Here is an 18388-nt window from a genome sequence, read left to right on the forward strand (position 1 = left end):
CGGGCAGTAAGATTCCTACCTCAAAATTCAGCGGAAGCAAAGAAGTTAGGTAGGGAATCAACTGTCCGTAAAAGCCCGATTGGTGAGGGCTAATAATCAGTGGGGGATGGCCCCCACTGATTAAAGTTTCACTTTATTCTTGATAAGAGCTTTCTAATTCATCAATTAAGGAACCAACGTAAGAAACAGCTCTGCGGATTGTATCTGGTTTTGACATATCGACTCCAGCATGTTTCATTAATTCCAGTGGTTTCATCGTACCACCAGCGCGAAGTACATCTAACCAGCGATCAACAGCAGGTTGTCCTTCTTCTTTAATCATTTGAGCCACCGCAGTAGATGCAGTGAGGCCTGCGGAATACGTGTAAGAATATAAGCCCATATAATAATGAGGTTGACGCATCCAAGTTAATCCAGCACCTTCATCAATTTTTACGGAATCTCCCCAGAATGTTGAAAGTACATTTGCTTTTATTTCAGTTAAAGTTGTAGCTGTAAGTGCTCCACCTTCTTCTGCTAGGCTGTATACTCTTCTTTGATATTCTCCCTCAAGTAAGTGAGTAACAAAGTTATGATAATATGTGCCGAGTAGTTGCAGGATCACCCATCTACGCATTCTCTTATCGTCATTCGTCGCTAATAAATGCTGGGCTAATAGTAATTCATTCATTGTAGATGGTGCTTCAACGAAGTACATAGATGGACGTACATTCATAATACGCTGGTTTTTATTTGCTAAATAAAAATGACCAGCATGCCCAAATTCATGAGCCAATGTGAAACAGCCGCGCATCGTATTTTGCCATGTAATTAAAATGTACGGATGAGAACCATATGGACTTGAACAAAATGCTCCAGTTGACTTGCCTACGTTATCTGCAAGGTCGACCCATCTTTCTTTGAATCCTTTTTCGATAATGGAACTATATTCATCCCCGAGTACTTGTAAAGAGTCTTGAATAAGTTTTCCAGCTTCTTCGTAAGTAATTGTCGGATTAAATTCGGGATCTAAAGGTGCGTGTAAGTCGCAGAACAGCATTTCATCGAGTCCTAATACTTTCTTTTTTAAATCTGCAAAACGGCGCATATGAGGCGCCAATTCTTTATAAATAATATCGAGTTGATTGTTATACATTTCAAGTGGAACTTTTTGAGGTTCCAAAAGCATATGAGTAACAGATTCAAATTTGCGTAAGCGAGAGAGTGTTACTTGTTTTTTTACTTCAGTCGCATATGTTGTTGCCACTGTATTCTTATATCGTTTCAAGGTGGAAACAAATGATGAGTATGCTTTCCTACGTATGTCTGCGCTTGGAGAAAACTCATATTTGCTTTCAAATAATGCAAACGACACAGGGAGTTCATTTCCTTGTTCATCTTGTATGGAGTTAAAATCCATATCGGCTAATTTAGTCATACCGTAAATTTTGTATGGAGAACTATGTACTTCGCCAAGTGCAGCAAGTGCTTCTTCAGTTTCAGGAGAGAGCGTGTGCGGCCTTTTTTGTAATATGTCTAGTAATGATTTACGGAAAGGTTCAAGTTTTGTTTCTTCCGTTAAATATTTTTCAATTGTGCCTTCTTCTAATGAGAGAATTTCATTATGAATAAAGGATAGCGCCGTATGTACTTTCGTCCATAAAGCGGCAATTTTGGAAGAGTTCGCTTGAATAACTGGATTTGTACGATCAGTAGATTCTTTTAAATTTGCATATGAATATAGTTTTGTTAACTTCATTAAAAGCTCTTCTTCTAAAAGTAGGCAATGTAATAAGGTGGTAGGGCTATTGTGTAATTGTCCTTTAAACGCATCAAGTTTTTTTATATCATCTGTTAATACACGTAATGCAGTTTCCCACTCTTTATCAGATTCGTATAAATCAGAGAGGTCCCATGTTAATTCAGTAGGAACTTCTGCACGAATATAGCGTTTCTCAATTACATCTTTCATATATTATATCCCCCTTATTATAAGTATCTAAAAATATGATACTAGAAAATTCAGTAAAATGAAAATATTTTACATTTCTATATATGAAAAAGGACAAGCATAAAACTGCTTGTCCTTCGAGTTAAGTTTAAAAATTAATATACTTTATCACCGTTGAAAATAGAGTTTTTTACGACTACATAATCTACAGTACGAATGGAGTCTAATTTTGTTCCACCAGCGTAAGAGATAGAAGATTGAAGATCTTGTTCCATTTCGATTAAAGTGTCTTCTAAAGAACCTTTATGCTCAACGAACATTTTCTTACCTTCAACGTTTTTCTTCTCACCTTTTTGGAATTCAGAAGCTGAACCGAAGTACTCTTTATAAAGTTTGCCGTCTTTTTCGATTGTTTCCCCTGGAGACTCTTCATGACCAGCGAATAGAGAACCGATCATAACCATAGTCGCCCCAAATCGAATAGATTTAGCTACGTCGCCATGTGTACGAATACCACCGTCAGCGATAATTGGTTTACTTGCAGCTTTTGCACACCAGCGAAGTGCAGCTAGTTGCCAACCACCAGTTCCAAAGCCTGTTTTAATTTTAGTAATACAAACTTTACCAGGTCCAATACCAACTTTTGTTGCGTCAGCACCAGCGTTTTCTAATTCTCTTACCGCTTCTGGAGTTCCAACGTTTCCAGCGATAACGAAGCTTTCTGGTAAATGCTTTTTAATATGTTGAATCATGTTGATTACAGCATTAGAATGTCCATGCGCGATATCAATCGTGATGTATTCAGGCGTAAGGTGCTCAGCAGCTAATTGTTGTACGAATTCATACTCGTCTTCTTTTACACCAACGCTAATAGAAGCGATTAATCCACGTGATTGCATATCTCTGATGAATGAGATTCGTTTCTCTGGTTGGAAACGATGCATGATATAGAAGTAATTATTTTCAGCTAAATACGTTGCAATTCTTTCATCAATAATCGTTTGCATATTTGCAGGTACGACAGGTAATTTAAATTTATGTTTTCCTAAAGTGACAGTTGTATCACATTCAGAGCGGCTATTTACAATACATTTTGCAGGAATTAATTGAATATCTTCATAGTCGAATACGTTTTCCATCATTCACACCCCTAAAATACGAATATTTTATTTTTATTAATTAAAAATGTTCGTCCATATGATAATTTACATTGTTTTCATTAAAAAGTCAAAGGATTTCTTAACGTTTTTTTAAAAAGTAGATTTTATATGTAAAAAACAACGTTAAAAACGAATTTAAAATGTTTTTTGTTTTATATTGTTCGTCTATAAAAAGGTTGAAAAATTAAGATAATTATATAAGGATGTATGTATTCTTTTTATTTTTTTTGAGTGGATGTAGGATTCTATGAAAAGGTTAATGCTAACAATACGAGCAAAAGATGTTATCAAGTAGTTGAACAATATATGAAATGATAAGGTTTATTTCTATGTAAAAAGATGAATCTGGCATAATCCATCTTTTTATGTGAGGTTTCAAGTATAATAAGTAGGGCGATAGTAACGTATACAAAAGATAAAAAAGAAAATAATACAGAATAAAATGAGGTTAATATATGAGTAAAAAAGGGTTTTTTGAGTATAAATTAAGTAAAGAAATTGTAAGGGCACTTACTGGCTTAGGGTATGATCATCCAACAGAAGTACAAGGTAAGGTTATTCCAGTCGCATTACAAAAGAAGGATCTTGTTGTGAAGTCCCAGACGGGAAGTGGAAAAACAGCTTCATTTGGTATTCCACTTTGTGAAATGGTGGAGTGGGCAGAGAATAAACCACAAGCATTAGTTTTAACACCAACGAGAGAGCTTGCGGTACAGGTGAAAGAAGATATTACAAATATAGGGCGATTCAAAAGAATTAAAGCCGCCGCAATTTATGGTAAATCCCCATTTGCACGTCAAAAATTAGAGTTAAAGCAAAAGACGCATATTGTAGTAGGGACTCCAGGGCGTGTATTGGATCATATTGAAAAAGGGACCCTTTCTTTAGAGCGATTAAAATATTTAGTGATTGATGAAGCGGATGAAATGCTAAACATGGGCTTTATCGATCAAGTAGAGGCAATTATTGATGAATTACCTACAAATAGAATGACAATGCTATTTTCAGCAACTTTACCGGAAGATGTTGAAAGGTTATCACGTACATATATGAATGCACCAACTCATATTGAAATTAAAGCGGCTGGGATTACGACGGATAAAATTGAACATACTCTTTTTGAGGCGATAGAAGACGAGAAGCTTTCACTACTTAAAGATGTAACAACGATTGAGAATCCTGATAGCTGTATTATTTTCTGCCGTACACAAGAAAATGTAGATCATGTATATAGACAATTAAAACGAGCTAACTATCCTTGTGACAAAATACATGGTGGTATGGTACAAGAAGATCGTTTTGAAGTCATGGATGATTTTAGAAAAGGAAAATTTCGTTATTTAGTAGCAACAGACGTGGCTGCGAGGGGAATTGATATTGATAATATTACACATGTTATTAATTATGATATTCCACTTGAAAAAGAAAGCTATGTACATCGTACTGGAAGAACGGGACGAGCTGGAAATAGTGGAAAAGCTATTACATTTATAACACCATATGAAAATAGATTTTTAGAAGAGATTGAGGAGTATATTGGCTTTGAAATTCCAAAGGCAATTGGACCTTCAAAAGAAGAAGTTATGAAAGGGAAAGCTGCATTTGAAGAAAAGATACATGCTAAACCAATTATAAAGAAAGATAAAAATGCAGACATCAACAAAGGCATTATGAAGCTTTACTTTAATGGCGGGAAGAAAAAGAAAATTAGGGCGGTAGATTTCGTCGGTACAATCGCTAAAATTAAAGGTATTACAGCAGAAGATATAGGCATTATTACGATACAAGATAATGTTTCTTACGTTGAAATATTAAATGGAAAAGGACCACTTGTCTTGAAAGTCATGAAGACTACAACGATTAAAGGGAAACAACTAAAAGTTCATGAAGCAATTAAGTAAATAAAAACTATCCACTTTAATAGGTGGATAGTTTTTATTTATGATTCTTTTAAATCATCCACTAGTTGCTCCGCTAAACGTCTATACATATTACTCATAGTCACGAAGGATGTTAGTAGTAGAAATTTTTCTAGCTTTGTGTCTTCTAAGGAAGAAATCTCATTTACTTCTGTAACACGGTTATTTACGTCTTGTTTAAAGCTTTCGACATTGCTTTCAGTAAGAGCAAGATAATTTTTGTATAACGTATTTAATTCGAATGAATCATCATTTAATAAGGAGTCATTTATAGTTTCTAATGAACTTTTTATGTCGTTAATGGAAAGAGCACCTTTTAATTGATAAATTAAGCTAATTAAAATCATATGCTCTTTTGAATACTTTTTATTTTTGATAGGGATGAATAGTTTCCCTTTTGCGTAATTATTAATCATCGTTTTTGTTAATACTTTTTCATCATCCGTTCTCGTTGTATCTGCATAAGTATTCTCAAATAGTTGGACAACTTGATCTACATATAAGTCGACATTTGGAATATCCTCAAGTTTAATATTTTTTTCTAAATGCAATGTCTCAAGTAATTCATTTATATTTTCCACGTAGAATCCCTCACTTTTATAACTTAGTGGAACTTAATGTCTAATACATCCTTAAATATGGTATTACGAAACAAATAAATTGTAAATGTTGACCTTAAAAAGAAATGTATATATAATTACATGTAGTTATTAAAACTACATGTAATTATATGAGGGGTGTTATTATGAATGCTTACGTAAGGGAACCAGTTAATGCATTTACTCACTTAGGTGGAGCGATATTATCATTTATTGCCTTATTAGCTATGCTTGTGAAAGTTTCTATCAAGATGCCATCATTTGCTGCAATTACAGCTGTTATTTTGTTTGGGATTGGAATGATGGTCCTTTATACGGCATCAGCTGTATATCATAGTGTTGTGGCCAATGAACGTGTTATTTACTTCTTTAGGAAGCTAGATCATTCTATGATTTTTATATTAATTGCAGGTACATATGCACCCTTTTGCTTAATTACATTAAATTCAGCAAGTGGTTTGCTATTATTTTGTTTAGTCTATGCAACTGCGATTTGTGGCATTGTGTTTAAAATGTTTTGGTTTAATTGTCCAAGATGGTTATCGACAGCAATTTATATTACGATGGGTTGGTTAATTGTTTTATTCTTTGCACCGTTAGCTGAGAATTTAAGTACAGGGGGCATTGTTTTCTTAGTACTTGGGGGCATTTTTTATACAATTGGTGGATTTATTTATGGAACAAAGCCAAAATGGCTAGAGTTTAAATATATGGGACATCATGAGATTTTTCACGTTTTTGTATTATTAGGTAGTCTTGCACATTTTCTAAGTGTATATTGTTACGTAATTTAATAAGAAAAACGCCACATAACAAAAATTATGTGGCGTTTTTCTTATTACTTGATTGGAATCGTATATGTTATAAAATTATTATGGGATAAAATGTAAGTTTCTGTGTTCGCATATTAAACATAGGATAAGAAATATGTGATATACTTTGAGAAGTTTATAATGAATGAAATATGGAGGACTATAATTATGGCAATACTTGTAACAGGTGGAGCAGGGTATATTGGTAGTCATACATGTGTAGAATTACTAAATAGCGGTTACGAAATTATAGTAGTTGATAATCTTTCGAATAGCTCGGTAGAATCTATAAATCGAGTGAAAGAAATAACAGGAAAGCAATTTAAGTTTTATAAAGAAGATGTTTTAAATCAAGAAGCACTTGACGCGATTTTTGAAGAAAATGCAATCGAAGCAGTTATTCACTTTGCAGGGTTTAAAGCTGTAGGGGAATCAGTAGCAATTCCATTAACATATTATCATAACAACATTACGAGCACTTTAGTGCTATGTGAAGTAATGCAGAAACATAATGTAAAGAAGATGATTTTTAGTTCATCCGCAACTGTATATGGTATCCCGGAAACGTCACCGATTACAGAGGAGTTTCCATTAAGTGCAACAAATCCATATGGTCAAACGAAATTAATGATTGAGCAAATTATGCGTGATGTAGCATTTGCAGATAGAGAATGGAGTATCGCATTACTTCGCTATTTCAACCCATTTGGTGCACATGAAAGTGGACGTATTGGAGAGGATCCAAATGGAATTCCAAATAACTTAATGCCATATGTCACACAAGTGGCAGTAGGTAAGCTAAAAGAATTAAGTGTATTTGGAAATGACTACCCAACGAAAGATGGAACAGGCATCCGTGACTACATACATGTTGTAGACTTAGCAAAAGGTCACGTAAAAGCGCTAGAGAAAGTACTGAATACAACAGGAGTAGATGCTTATAATTTGGGCACAGGTACAGGGTATAGTGTACTTGAGATGGTTGAAGCATTTGAAAGGGTTTCAGGAAAAAAGGTTCCTTATAAAATTACAGAGCGTCGTCCTGGCGATGTGGCAATATGTTTTGCAGATGCATCAAAGGCAAAACGTGAACTAGGATGGGAAGCAAAACGTGGATTAGAAGAAATGTGTGCAGATTCTTGGAGATGGCAATCAAATAATAAAAATGGCTATTTGGAAGTTTAATATGTAGATATAAAAAATGACCTTTGCATGAGCAAAGGTCATTTTTGTATCTATTTCCCGTTAAGTTTATTAGCTAATTTGGTAAAAAAGGTCCGCTGTTTTATAGGAATATTTGACTGGCAAAATGTATAATAATCAATATCTTTAATGTAAGTAAAGAGTCTAGAAATAGCATATAGGAATGTAATAGAAGATCCAACTGCGAAACTAATGCCGTAACCATTGAATCCAAATGGAAGCAGGATGAGGCTTAATAACAAGTTTGCAAAAAAGAAAATAGCTGATGTTCGAAATGCCCCTTTACGATCCTCAAAGTATAGGAGTAGTAATGTAATAACGAGCACCATTCCATTTGCATAAGCACCAACTATAGTTAGTTGCAGAATAGAGTAATTAAGTGTTGTGTTTCCAGATTGCGAACTAAACATCCATATTATAAAAATAATAAGTAAGGAAAAAATACCTTGATTACGAAGTATACGTTCCATTTCCTGCTTTAAGACAAAGTTCATGGAATCTTTTAATTGTAAAAGCGTATGTAATGTTCCGCCATTGTTTACCGAACCGAAGAACTTTTTATATCTTTCATAAAACCTGGTTTCAATGGATACTACAAAGAAAATATAGGTTGGGATAATACTTAAATACGCCCAGAAAACAGCAGTATCATAAATTTGATGATAAATAAATGTGTTTTCAATATTTCCCCGACCGTCTCCAAACCAAATAACAAAATTACATACCCAAATACCCACATTGTAAAATAGGCTTGACCAAAATAACTCTGGATATTTATCTAAATAAGAAAGAAAGGTAAATTGTTCAGTAGCATCGCTATTTGGAAACATTCGTACAATAACGATACTTAACCATACTAGTGTAATGAAAGTACCAATTGTAAAAGAAATTAAAAGCAATAGGGCAGATCCATGTTCTAACCCAAGTGTAGGGTGCCAGTAAGCTACTAGGATAATTCCTAATAGGGAAAAAATGGATCCGATTAAAAATGCCAGTGCAATTGATTGATAATCTTTAGCTGCTGTTAAATAAATGGACTGAATCCAGATGATATTTAAAGCTAAAAATAAAAATAGCATCACGATTTTATAATATAAAGCTAACGGTGTGAAAAATGCAAACAAAAGCCATAACATAATAGCTAAAAAAAGTGTGATCTTCGTCATTCCTAAAAATGAAGAAAATACTTTATCAGCTTTTTGTTCGTATAAAAGGTCAGCTACATATCTAGTTACAATGAGCTGCAATGCTCCGTAAATAATTTGAGAAAAAATAAAGCAATATGAAATTGAAATAGTGAAAAGACGCTGTTCTTCAATTGAAATAGAATGAAATAAACTCAAAATGAATCTAATAGTTGTTACTGCTAAAATAACGACTAACCAAGGACCAGCTGTAACAAATAACGAAAATCCATAAGCTTTTACCCTTGAAGAATAGTAGTCTTCCTGAAATAATTTTTGTAATCGAAATCCTATACCTGCCATGTTTTCGCACCCCTTTCTAAATAAAGCTTACGATAACTATCAACAACACCTGATAATTGATAATATGCTTCAATACGATTACGCCCATTGTTTCCGAATTGTTGAATGGATTCAGGGTGGCGATAATACCATTCTAAGTGGGTGGCAACTTGTTCAGGAGATACAGGTGGTACAACAAAGCCACATTGGCCGTAAGGATCTTCATCTTGTCCATAAATTAACTCCTTACAAGAACCAACGTCTGTAACAACCCATGGTAATCCCGATGCCATTCCTTCTAACATAGCTAGTGGTTGCCCTTCAGATATGCTAGTTAATACGAGAATATCCGTTTGTTTTAAGTAATCTTTAATGTTTACTCTGCCAGTCATTATTACATGTTCTTTTAATCCAAGTTGCTGAATTAAATCACGACATTCTTGGGCATACTCTGGTTCTTCTGTATCAGGACCTAATAAGTAGAAGATAAACGGAATATCTTTTTCTAATAATAATTTAGCTGCATAAATCATTGTTTTTACGTCTTTAATTGGCACAACTCGTATAATAGCAGAAATAATGAGTTTATCTGAATTATGTTTTGGCTTACGTAGCCCTTTATAATCAGATAAAGTAACACCATTTGGAACAATTTTTAGTTTATGGGCCGGAGCTCCTAGTTCTTTTTGATATGTACTATTCCGTCTGAATAATGTAATCACATCAGCAGCTTGTTCATATGCTTGGTGAGATAAATGATGGAAGAAAGAAACCCATCTTTTTTTGTATTCGATTGGTATCCAAGTTGATTGGAGTATTTCCTCTTCACGTTCCCGAGAATAAATACCATGCTCTGTTAGAATAAATGGTATGTCAGATTTGGCACTAATTGCAGCTCCAAGAAGCCCACCATAGCCTGTAGATACAGAATGGATAAGATCTAATTCAGGAAAATCAATTTGTAAAATTTGAATGATTGGTGTGAACATAGATCTCCACATCCAAAAGTAATTTAAGAAAGAACCACTACTTTCTTCATACAAATAGCTTTCTTTCACTATTTCATAAAATTCACGACTTTCGAAGAAGGAATGTAGTGTTCCTAGCTTTTGCTTGTTCCCTAATATTTGTAATGCTTCTGTGTCGTTAGCTTGGAATGTAAACCATTTTTGAAGTGTTTGTACTTCATCAGTCGTTAAATTGGTTTTTATATGGTTTGAGTCACTTTCTGATTGTAAGGGAATCATAATGATATCTTTTACATTGTTAGGAATTTCATATTGATATTCCTCTTCTGTTTTTATTTGCGGTACGATCGCAAAGATGGTGAATTCATGTTCTTTAAATTGTTGGATAATCATTTGTACCCAACTTGCTACTCCGCCACTGACAAAAGGATAACTTCCTTCAACGACTAAACCTATTCTCATCTGCTATACCCCTTTAATTGGAATTGTAGCGTTAGCTTGTTTTAATATAACGCTATAAATTTGTGAATCTAGCTTTGTAACTGTGCCGTATGGGAATGAACCGGTTTTTAATTTTTTCCCTTCTTCCACACGTATAATTGTTGCAGTGTGGTTTGGTAATCCTTTATATGCAATGTGAACAGCATCATCTTCATAAGAAACAGCTAAATCACCGGTTTGATAAATTTTCATGGAAGCAGTTGCTTCACTTTGTGTCATACTTTTTATATAAGGATATCTTTCTCGTATTTCTTTAATTGTCGTTTTATAAGCTTTAAATAATTCTTCCCACGTTAAATTACCCGAACGTTTTTCATCAAGGATATCATCTGGATGGACGAAATGTGAGATAACCCCTAAATTTGCAGTAACATCAGCTAAAATAAATTGTTCTTCATCTGAAATGGCATAGCCACTCGTAATACGTGGGAAGTGATAAATATTTTTGTTGTGCTCGTCTGGTCCAAATTCTTGAATTAAACTGCCGTTACTTTTACTTCCCACATATAGAGAAGCAACTGTTTCCATAGTTGGGACCGCGTCGTTTAATGCACTTAATCCAGTCGTATTTATAATATTGGATGGTGGTACATAGGTTTTCAGTTTTTCGTTTGGAAAGAAGTTATACACGAGTCTTTGTAAAGCATCTAAGGATCTCTCCATGTCCTCTTTTGAATTCCATGGAACATATTCAAGTGCTTTATCTACTGGGTCTGGTGATAATAATAAAGGTTGATGGTTATAGCCATGAATACCGATTTCTCCACCGTGACTTAATAATTCTCTCCCAAATAATAAATAGGTATTTCTATTTTTACCTGTAAAATTTTCAAAGGGTGGCGTTACTTTATTTTGATATGTCCCAATTGCAACCCCTGTATATTTAATATCAAGCTCTTCAGAGATATCCTTCATATTTTTCCACCAATGTTTTTTATAAAATTCTTCAACAGAAATTTTTTCTGTTGTTAAGTTTTTTAGTTCTCCACTTGGAATTGGAGATGGGAAGTCATCGATATACATAATCTCCGCTCCAAGTTGTACTGTAGCGAAAGTCGGGAAAATAGTACCCAGTGATTGAACGAACATACCTCTACCTAATTTATCGTTCAATGCTGTTGTATTCCAATATAAGACTTTTCCTTCACCGTAGTCATTGGTCCAAAGGATGGGAGTATCTTCTGCAGTAATCCAAGTATTAGTTGTATTCTCATCTAGCGTAATATTCATTGAGCTATGAGTGAACAATGGAGAAGAACTTGAGAGATCAGGATAACCAGGGAATAAAACTTCTTCAAAGGTTAATCCCTTCACATCTTTGAAGCCTTCTTTTTTTGTAATACCAAATAATGTGTTCCAGGAAGAATCTGAATTAAGTCGGTTTGCGATAATAATTCTTCCGCCCATTTGTACAAAATTTTGAATATCGGCTTGTGGAAGTTGCGCCATTATTTCACCTGTAATAATAATTCCTGTATAGGGAGAGGGAGTAAGTCCCTTAATTTCATTGGCTGTAATATTTTTATAGTGTAGGTGTGCGTAATCCATTGCCTTTTTCGTATTAAATTCGACTTGTTGCCCTAATGTATTATCCGTTTTTAAAACGTATAATTGCATTTTTTGTCCATTTTGGGCTACATCTTTTGCTTTGAGTGTTTTAACAGTATCTGTTTCTTTAGTTTTAGGAACAGAAAACTTTTGATAGAAATTTTCTGTTCGATATATAAGGATGGATATAATTAAGAGAAATAAAATGATACTAACAATTCCGATATATATTAATCCCCTTTTTCAATGTGTGCGCCTCCAAACTGCCTTACAAATAATTGATATTTACGCGGTAGTATATGAACTCTTTTTGCAGCTGCTAGATTATTGATTAAGTTATAGAGCTCGTCCCATAACTTTTGCTCATAATATATTTCAAGTAACCCAACGTAACCGTAATATGATTCAGGATAGAAATGAATAAGATTTAAAAATTGTTCTTCAGACTTTGCATATTGTTTTGTATGTAGAAACAGATTTCCAAGGTGGAAAGGATAAAGAGGTTCGGTAGGGAATAGTTCTACACTTTGTGTAATAAAATTCATAAATTCGGCGATTATTTTTTCCTTTTGCTGATTAGAAAGAAGACCACTGTCTACATATCTTAAATAGTTAGAAACCAATTCTTTTGCAATTTCATTTTGTGGATTTTGTAGGAATTGCTTATTTAAGTATTCGATCTGTTTTTCGTACCGTTCATTTAGTAAATTAATAGTAGTTGCTGCGTAATGTACAGTTTCAGGATCTTTATGGTGAATGGCTTCTTTCAATAAGCCTCCTTCATTGGAAATAGGGGAGGAGCTTAATTGTACAATGAGTTGTTTATGTAATTCAGGCTTATCTAGTTCTAATCCAGAAGAAAATGAAATTAGGTCCATATCTTGTTTTGCTGATGCCAAAATATCTTCATAATGATCAACTTGAAAGGAAACATACTCAGAGTATTGCTGTAACCACTCGGTCTTGGAGCGTCTTATATTCAGTAATAACATGATTGCTGATACAATAAGTCCGACAAGCGGGAAAAGGAGAGAGATAATCAAGCAAAACTCAATAATTCCTTTCTTATCTTCAGTAATCAAACCTTTCGTAAATCGAAATAAAAGAAAAACCAAAATAGCATAAATAAAGTAAAGAAGGAGTAAAATCATTAGAATACCACTCCTTTAGAAGAAAGAGCGTTTTGTATACGAGTTTTGACTGGTAATAAAAATTTTTCTTCAGTGCCAGGTAATAGAATCATAACTTTTTGTTCGGTCGTGCTATAACCGAATATATCAATATCACGCAAATGATCTTTTAAAATAGAATTTATCATTTCTAAGGAATCTTGTGGAACAGTAAATTCAAAATAGGAATATGGATAAGATAATGTTTCGTAACGTTTCTTTTCTATTTTTAGTAAATGTTCAAATTCATCTTCATAATAAATGCTCGTTTTAGGGAATGTACGATCCTCTTGACTTGATAGCCAAAGATTAGAAGCGTTTTGTAAACGATCACCCATCCAGCGTAAATACCATGTGAAAAGTTCGAATTGCTCAGAAGTTACTTTTGAAAATTCAATTTCGTCTAATATAATGACATATTGTACATCATCTTGGAATAGGACGGGACCAACTAAAAGTGGAGCGTCTTGAAAATCCTCTTCTGTACGGAAAAAAGGTCGATTATGTGCTAGAGCATTTTTGATGACTAGCGAAGCATTTTTAACAAAAATGGATTGAGGTAAGGTATTTTTACCAGTTTCTGCTCTTAATTTAATACGAAGTGATTGTTTATTGTTATCGACGTGATAGATACCAATTTTTTTTGCTCCGAAATACATTTTTAATACATTTATCCCCTCATCGAGTACAATTTCAGGATGTGTATGATTTAAAGCTTTAAACATATGATACATTTTAGATAAGTGATTATTTGATTCAAGTACACGAGAACGTAGTGTAATACGTGTTTCATCCAATTGTTTCACAACATATTTTAATTCTTTATTTTCGGCTTTTAGCTCATTATTTATCATATGTACATCTTCATACCGTTCCTTTTGTGCAGTACTCATTAGTCCACAACATAAACTAATAACAAGTAAGAAAATCCAATTAATCCAGTAATCTAATGAATAAAAGTACAGTAATATATCATCTTCCTTATATATACCGCTTACAAAAATATAAATCATTGCTTCTAGAAAGGTGAAAAGGGCGATAGATATGCCATACCGGCTAGAAATAATTAATGTAATAAATAAGAGTAAGAAGTATTCATACGTTGGTGTTAGAAAATCAGTTAGTATTGAGAGAAAAAATAGAGCAATAAAGAGAATCGTAGGTTCAATCATTTTTTGTAATAAATTAGATTGTCTATAGTGCATAAAAAATCCCTTCTTTCGTTTGCAAATTTAATTTTGAGGAATAGTACACTGAAATAAAATACATAATTTAAAAGAATTATTTTAAAATATATAAAGCCCAAATCATTTTATCAACAGAGATGTAGTAAATTCAAGTGAAATAAATTCTAATTTTTGTTAATGTATTGTATTTATTGGGATTTTTATTAAATATCGAGCTTGAAAAAATGTAAAATGTTATTGTATTACTATACTTGTATTAATATTTAAAATGATAAAAAATTACAGTTTTATAGGGGGGGAATATTATTATGGAGTGGAAACGTTCCATATGCTTTTTAGCTATATTTTCTTTTATTTTTTCCTCAAGTACATCCACCCAAGCAAATGTCGTGGAACCAGTTTTAAAAAATGTACGAAGTTATAAAATTTATTATGGTGAAGCAAATGAGCAAGTAATTGAGGGACTTTCAAAGTATGACATGGTCATTATAGAGCCATATGCATTTTCGAAAGAGCAAGTTCAGCAATTAAAAAAATCAGGAACAGTAGTCCTTGGGTATGTTAGTGTTTTAGAATTAGAATCGTGGCATAAATCGCAAGTAGTTGAATCAGACTATTATTATCGAGACGGTAAGAAAATGAAGATTGAGCAGTGGGATACATATATTATGAATTTAGCTGATGAACATTACCGACGGATTGTTGTAAATAAGGTGAAACAGCAAATTATTGGAAAAGGAATAGACGGTGTGTTTTTAGATACCGCTGGTGATATTGACGACTATTTTTATGATCAGCCAGTTACACAAGGGAAATTTCGCGAAGCATATGTAAATTTATTAAAAGAAATAAAAGGTGTTAATTCTGATTTGCTTCTTATACAGAATTGGGGATTTGACACAATCAAAAATACATCCTTGAATTTTATACATGGTGTATTGTGGGAGGACTTCAATAAACAAGTTATTACGAAAGATGAATGGAGTCAAAATTGGATGCACTATTTTAAACAACAAAGTAATAAGATTGTAACGTTTACCGTTACTCCAAATACCGTATCTAAAAAATATAGTTCTATAAATGGATTTATTCCTACAATTAATCCGAATGATATTTATGATAAATAGCAATTATTAGGGATGAGAAACTATCAATATTGAATATGAAAGTTTAGGTCAGTATACGATTATCTTATAAAGATGAATGTATTACTGACTAGCTCATTTTATAATATTCCATGTTAGAAATTAGTAGAATAAGATAGAAAAAGTGCATTATCCTATTAACTTTTATAGAAATAAAAAACGTAATATTTAAAATAACATCAATACTTGTGTCATGGTTAGAGTACGTTTATAATCAAGGAATCCTATTAATGTTCTGATAGGGTTATTTATGATTGAAAGCGTTTTAAATTTGGTGTTCTTCAAGGTAGGAAGTCTGACCTATTTGGATTAAAAATTATGTATGTAGTTTTAAATAGGAAGAAAAATAATAAAGAATTACTTTATATTGTGGGGAGGTTAAAAGTGTGAAAGGGAAAGACTTTCACACGAATACATATGGGTTACGTAGGATTATTACTTTCGGGTGCAGCTTTATTTTTAAATAGTCTCGTTATATTAGGAAAAGCAGAGATGAAAAGTGCAGGTGTTTTTAATTTATTTGTGGGTGCACTACAAATTATTATTCCGTTCTATTTAATCATGATTTCTGATCAAAGTAATTGGACGGTATATTCATATGCAGCTACTTTCTTATTCGGATTAACCTATTTATATGTAGGTGTTACTTTTATAAAAGGAATGGATAGTAGCGGTTTAGGTTGGTTCTGCATTTGGGTAGCAATTATTGCTTTATTCTATATGGTTGTTTCATTTGTTCAATTCCACGATGTTGTGAATGCGTTAACGTGGTTTATGTGGGCATTACTTTGGTATTTATTCTTTGTATTAAATACACAAAAAAAGAACATCAATCAATATCTTGGAAGGATTGCCTTCGTACAATCATGGGTAACATTGACGTTACCTTCACTCTTTTATTTTATGGGAGTATGGGGAGAGGGATTCGTATATGAATTATGGGTTTATGTATCTGTAATTTCTATTTTATACTTCTGTTATTGTATTTATAAATATCGAGTACGTTAATATATTTTTTGTAGAAAAGCATGGAATCGTTAAACGAATTCCATGCTTTTTATATGTTAGCATTTATAATAGAGAGGTAGTATTTTACAATTTATCGAAATGGGGATGATAAAGTTGAAAAAAGTATTGGTGCTAGGGGGAACTAGATTTTTTGGTAAACATTTAGTAGAAACACTTTTGCAAGATGGGCACGATGTAACGATTGCGACGAGAGGAATTACGGAAGATTTTTTTGGGAGTAGAGTAAAAAGACTTATTGTAGATAGAGAAGATGAAAAACAACTAACAGAGCGTCTAACAGATAAAAGTTATGATATTGTATACGATAATTTATGCTATAGCTCGAATGCAGCGAAGATAATATGTGAAGTGTTACGAGGGAAAACGAAGAAGTATGTTATGACATCTTCAATGGCTGTCTATGAACCTGCACTAAGCTTATCAGAAGAAGACTTTAATCCGTACGAGTATGCAATTGCGTATGGAGATAGGAATGACTTCAATTATGGTGAAGGAAAAAGATTAGCCGAAGCCGTTGTATTTCAACAAGCAACATTCCCAGTTGTTGCAGCTCGTTTTCCGGTTGTTATTGGAGAAAACGATTATACGAAAAGGTTACAATTTTACGTTGAACATATTGTGAGAGAAGAACCTGTCGCAGTGAATGATCTAGATGGAAAATTGTCGTTTATACATGAAGAAGAAGCCGGGGAATTTTTAGCTTGGTGTGGGATGAAAGATATAGAAGGGCCAATTAATGCTTGTAGCAACGGGGTAGTTTCTACTCGGGAAATTATTCATTTTATAGAAGAAAATACGGGAATAAAATCACTCATTCAAGAAGTAGGAGATCATGTAGCACCTTATAATGAATTGACTAATTGTACATTACATAATGGAAAAGCTAATGAATTAGGATTCCCGTTCCGAGGGTTGAAAATAGAAATAGAAAAAGTATTACGTTATTACATACATGCAATGAAATGATCATAAATCCCCCGGTGGCAATCCGGGGGATTCTGGAGGATTTCGACAATACTAATTTTACATTACCAAACTTACCTTATACGCACGACTAATGTTTTTGTGATTGAATTGCTTGTAAATATTTTTCATTTACCCGGTCCCAGTTCACTGTATGCCACCAGTTGGTAACAAATTCTGGGCGACGATTTTGGTACTTTAAATAATAGGCATGTTCCCATACATCAATGACAAGTAATGGAATTTTGCCTTCTTGCAAAGGTGTATCTTGATTAGGTGTACTCATTACAGTAAGTTCTTCACCATCAAGGACAAGCCATCCATAACCACTTCCAAAACGGCTAATTGCTGCTTTAGACAGTTGATCTTTTAAGTTGTCAAAGGTATTGAAATAATAATCAATTACTTTTGCAACGTCTCCATTAGGCTCGCCGCCACCCCGTGGGCTCATTACTTCCCAAAAAAGACTATGACAATAATGTCCACCACCGTTATTTCTGACAGCTGTAACAATTTCCTTTGGTAAAGCTTCTAAATTACATAGTAACTCTTCTAAAGATTTATTATGTAATTCCGAATAGTTTTCTAATGCGGCATTCAAATTATTTACGTATGTCGCATGGTGCTTTCCATGATGAATAGAAAGTGTATTGCTATCGATATATGGCTCTAGTTCATCATAGTCATATGAAAGCTTTGGCAATTGAAATGAAGACATGACATTTCCTCCTTTCTCTCTAAAAGTTGGTCTAGGTAAAAATAATTTACCTGAGTAAAAAATACACCTAT

The 18388-nt window shown here is 33.4% G+C and carries 14 protein-coding genes and 1 pseudogene; 6 read left to right on the forward strand and 9 right to left on the reverse strand.

What is annotated here, in order from left to right; translation table 11 throughout:
- Window positions 1-133 precede the first annotated feature (133 nt).
- Window positions 134-1951, reverse strand: a complete 1818-nt coding sequence (gene pepF / locus PDQ40_RS14545) for an oligoendopeptidase F (RefSeq protein WP_000655851.1) — start codon at window positions 1949-1951, stop codon at window positions 134-136.
- Between the two features lie 134 nt (window positions 1952-2085).
- Entirely contained in the window at window positions 2086-3069 is a 984-nt protein-coding gene (guaC, locus tag PDQ40_RS14550) for a GMP reductase (RefSeq protein WP_000432434.1), read from the reverse strand.
- A gap of 476 nt (window positions 3070-3545) precedes the next feature.
- Between guaC and PDQ40_RS14555 the strand changes: the two genes are divergently transcribed.
- A complete protein-coding gene (locus tag PDQ40_RS14555) occupies window positions 3546-4991 on the forward strand; it encodes a DEAD/DEAH box helicase (protein ID WP_061131925.1) in 1446 nt (481 codons plus the stop codon).
- Window positions 4992-5029: 38 nt separating this feature from the next.
- On the opposite strand, the gene PDQ40_RS14560 is transcribed toward PDQ40_RS14555, so the two are convergent.
- Window positions 5030-5590, reverse strand: a complete 561-nt coding sequence (locus tag PDQ40_RS14560) for a DUF1836 domain-containing protein (protein WP_000427879.1) — start codon at window positions 5588-5590, stop codon at window positions 5030-5032.
- A gap of 164 nt (window positions 5591-5754) precedes the next feature.
- Between PDQ40_RS14560 and trhA the strand changes: the two genes are divergently transcribed.
- Together trhA and galE are read left to right on the forward strand one after the other, a co-directional pair.
- Window positions 5755-6402: a PAQR family membrane homeostasis protein TrhA gene (gene trhA / locus PDQ40_RS14565; protein WP_000995364.1), complete on the forward strand. Its 648-nt coding sequence runs from the start codon at window positions 5755-5757 to the stop codon at window positions 6400-6402.
- 186 nt (window positions 6403-6588) lie between these two features.
- On the forward strand, window positions 6589-7605 hold the full coding sequence (galE, locus tag PDQ40_RS14570; RefSeq protein ID WP_000996533.1) for a UDP-glucose 4-epimerase GalE: 1017 nt from the start codon (window positions 6589-6591) through the stop codon (window positions 7603-7605).
- 50 nt (window positions 7606-7655) lie between these two features.
- Here the strand turns inward: galE and pelG are convergent, their stop codons facing one another.
- The 5 genes and pseudogenes from pelG to PDQ40_RS14595 form a co-directional block, all read right to left on the reverse strand.
- Complete coding sequence (pelG, locus tag PDQ40_RS14575; protein WP_000907292.1) at window positions 7656-9110, reverse strand: exopolysaccharide Pel transporter PelG; 1455 nt, start codon at window positions 9108-9110, stop codon at window positions 7656-7658.
- Entirely contained in the window at window positions 9098-10519 is a 1422-nt protein-coding gene (gene pelF, locus PDQ40_RS14580; protein ID WP_242301941.1) for a GT4 family glycosyltransferase PelF, read from the reverse strand. The genes pelG and pelF overlap by 13 nt, the downstream gene beginning before the upstream one ends.
- Before the next feature lie 3 nt (window positions 10520-10522).
- Window positions 10523-12353: pseudogene (locus tag PDQ40_RS14585) on the reverse strand (DUF2194 domain-containing protein).
- A complete protein-coding gene (locus tag PDQ40_RS14590) occupies window positions 12337-13257 on the reverse strand; it encodes a tetratricopeptide repeat protein (RefSeq protein ID WP_000601986.1) in 921 nt (306 codons plus the stop codon). Before PDQ40_RS14590 ends, PDQ40_RS14585 begins: the two are co-directional and overlap by 17 nt.
- Window positions 13257-14480 carry a hypothetical protein gene (locus tag PDQ40_RS14595; RefSeq protein ID WP_000559346.1) on the reverse strand — a complete coding sequence of 408 codons (1224 nt, stop codon included), beginning with the start codon at window positions 14478-14480 and terminating at the stop codon, window positions 13257-13259. The genes PDQ40_RS14590 and PDQ40_RS14595 overlap by 1 nt, the downstream gene beginning before the upstream one ends.
- A 290-nt stretch (window positions 14481-14770) precedes the next feature.
- Here PDQ40_RS14595 and PDQ40_RS14600 point away from each other — a divergent pair, with 290 nt between their 5' ends.
- The 3 genes from PDQ40_RS14600 (at window position 14771) to PDQ40_RS14610 (ending at window position 17602) form a co-directional block, all read left to right on the forward strand.
- The gene (locus tag PDQ40_RS14600; protein WP_000454997.1) at window positions 14771-15589 is read left to right on the forward strand and encodes an endo alpha-1,4 polygalactosaminidase; all 819 of its coding nucleotides are present in this window, start codon (window positions 14771-14773) and stop codon (window positions 15587-15589) included.
- A 435-nt stretch (window positions 15590-16024) separates the two neighbouring features.
- Window positions 16025-16615: an AmiS/UreI family transporter gene (locus PDQ40_RS14605; RefSeq protein WP_000542569.1), complete on the forward strand. Its 591-nt coding sequence runs from the start codon at window positions 16025-16027 to the stop codon at window positions 16613-16615.
- Between the two features lie 105 nt (window positions 16616-16720).
- Window positions 16721-17602 carry an NAD-dependent epimerase/dehydratase family protein gene (locus PDQ40_RS14610; RefSeq protein ID WP_061535970.1) on the forward strand — a complete coding sequence of 294 codons (882 nt, stop codon included), beginning with the start codon at window positions 16721-16723 and terminating at the stop codon, window positions 17600-17602.
- Window positions 17603-17690: 88 nt separating this feature from the next.
- Here PDQ40_RS14610 and sodA read toward each other — a convergent pair whose 3' ends face one another.
- Window positions 17691-18317, reverse strand: a complete 627-nt coding sequence (sodA, locus tag PDQ40_RS14615; RefSeq protein WP_000094046.1) for a superoxide dismutase [Mn] — start codon at window positions 18315-18317, stop codon at window positions 17691-17693.
- Window positions 18318-18388 lie beyond the last annotated feature (71 nt).

The organism is Bacillus cereus group sp. Bc061, assembly GCF_027715825.1.
GTDB classification, from domain to species: domain Bacteria; phylum Bacillota; class Bacilli; order Bacillales; family Bacillaceae_G; genus Bacillus_A; species Bacillus_A paranthracis.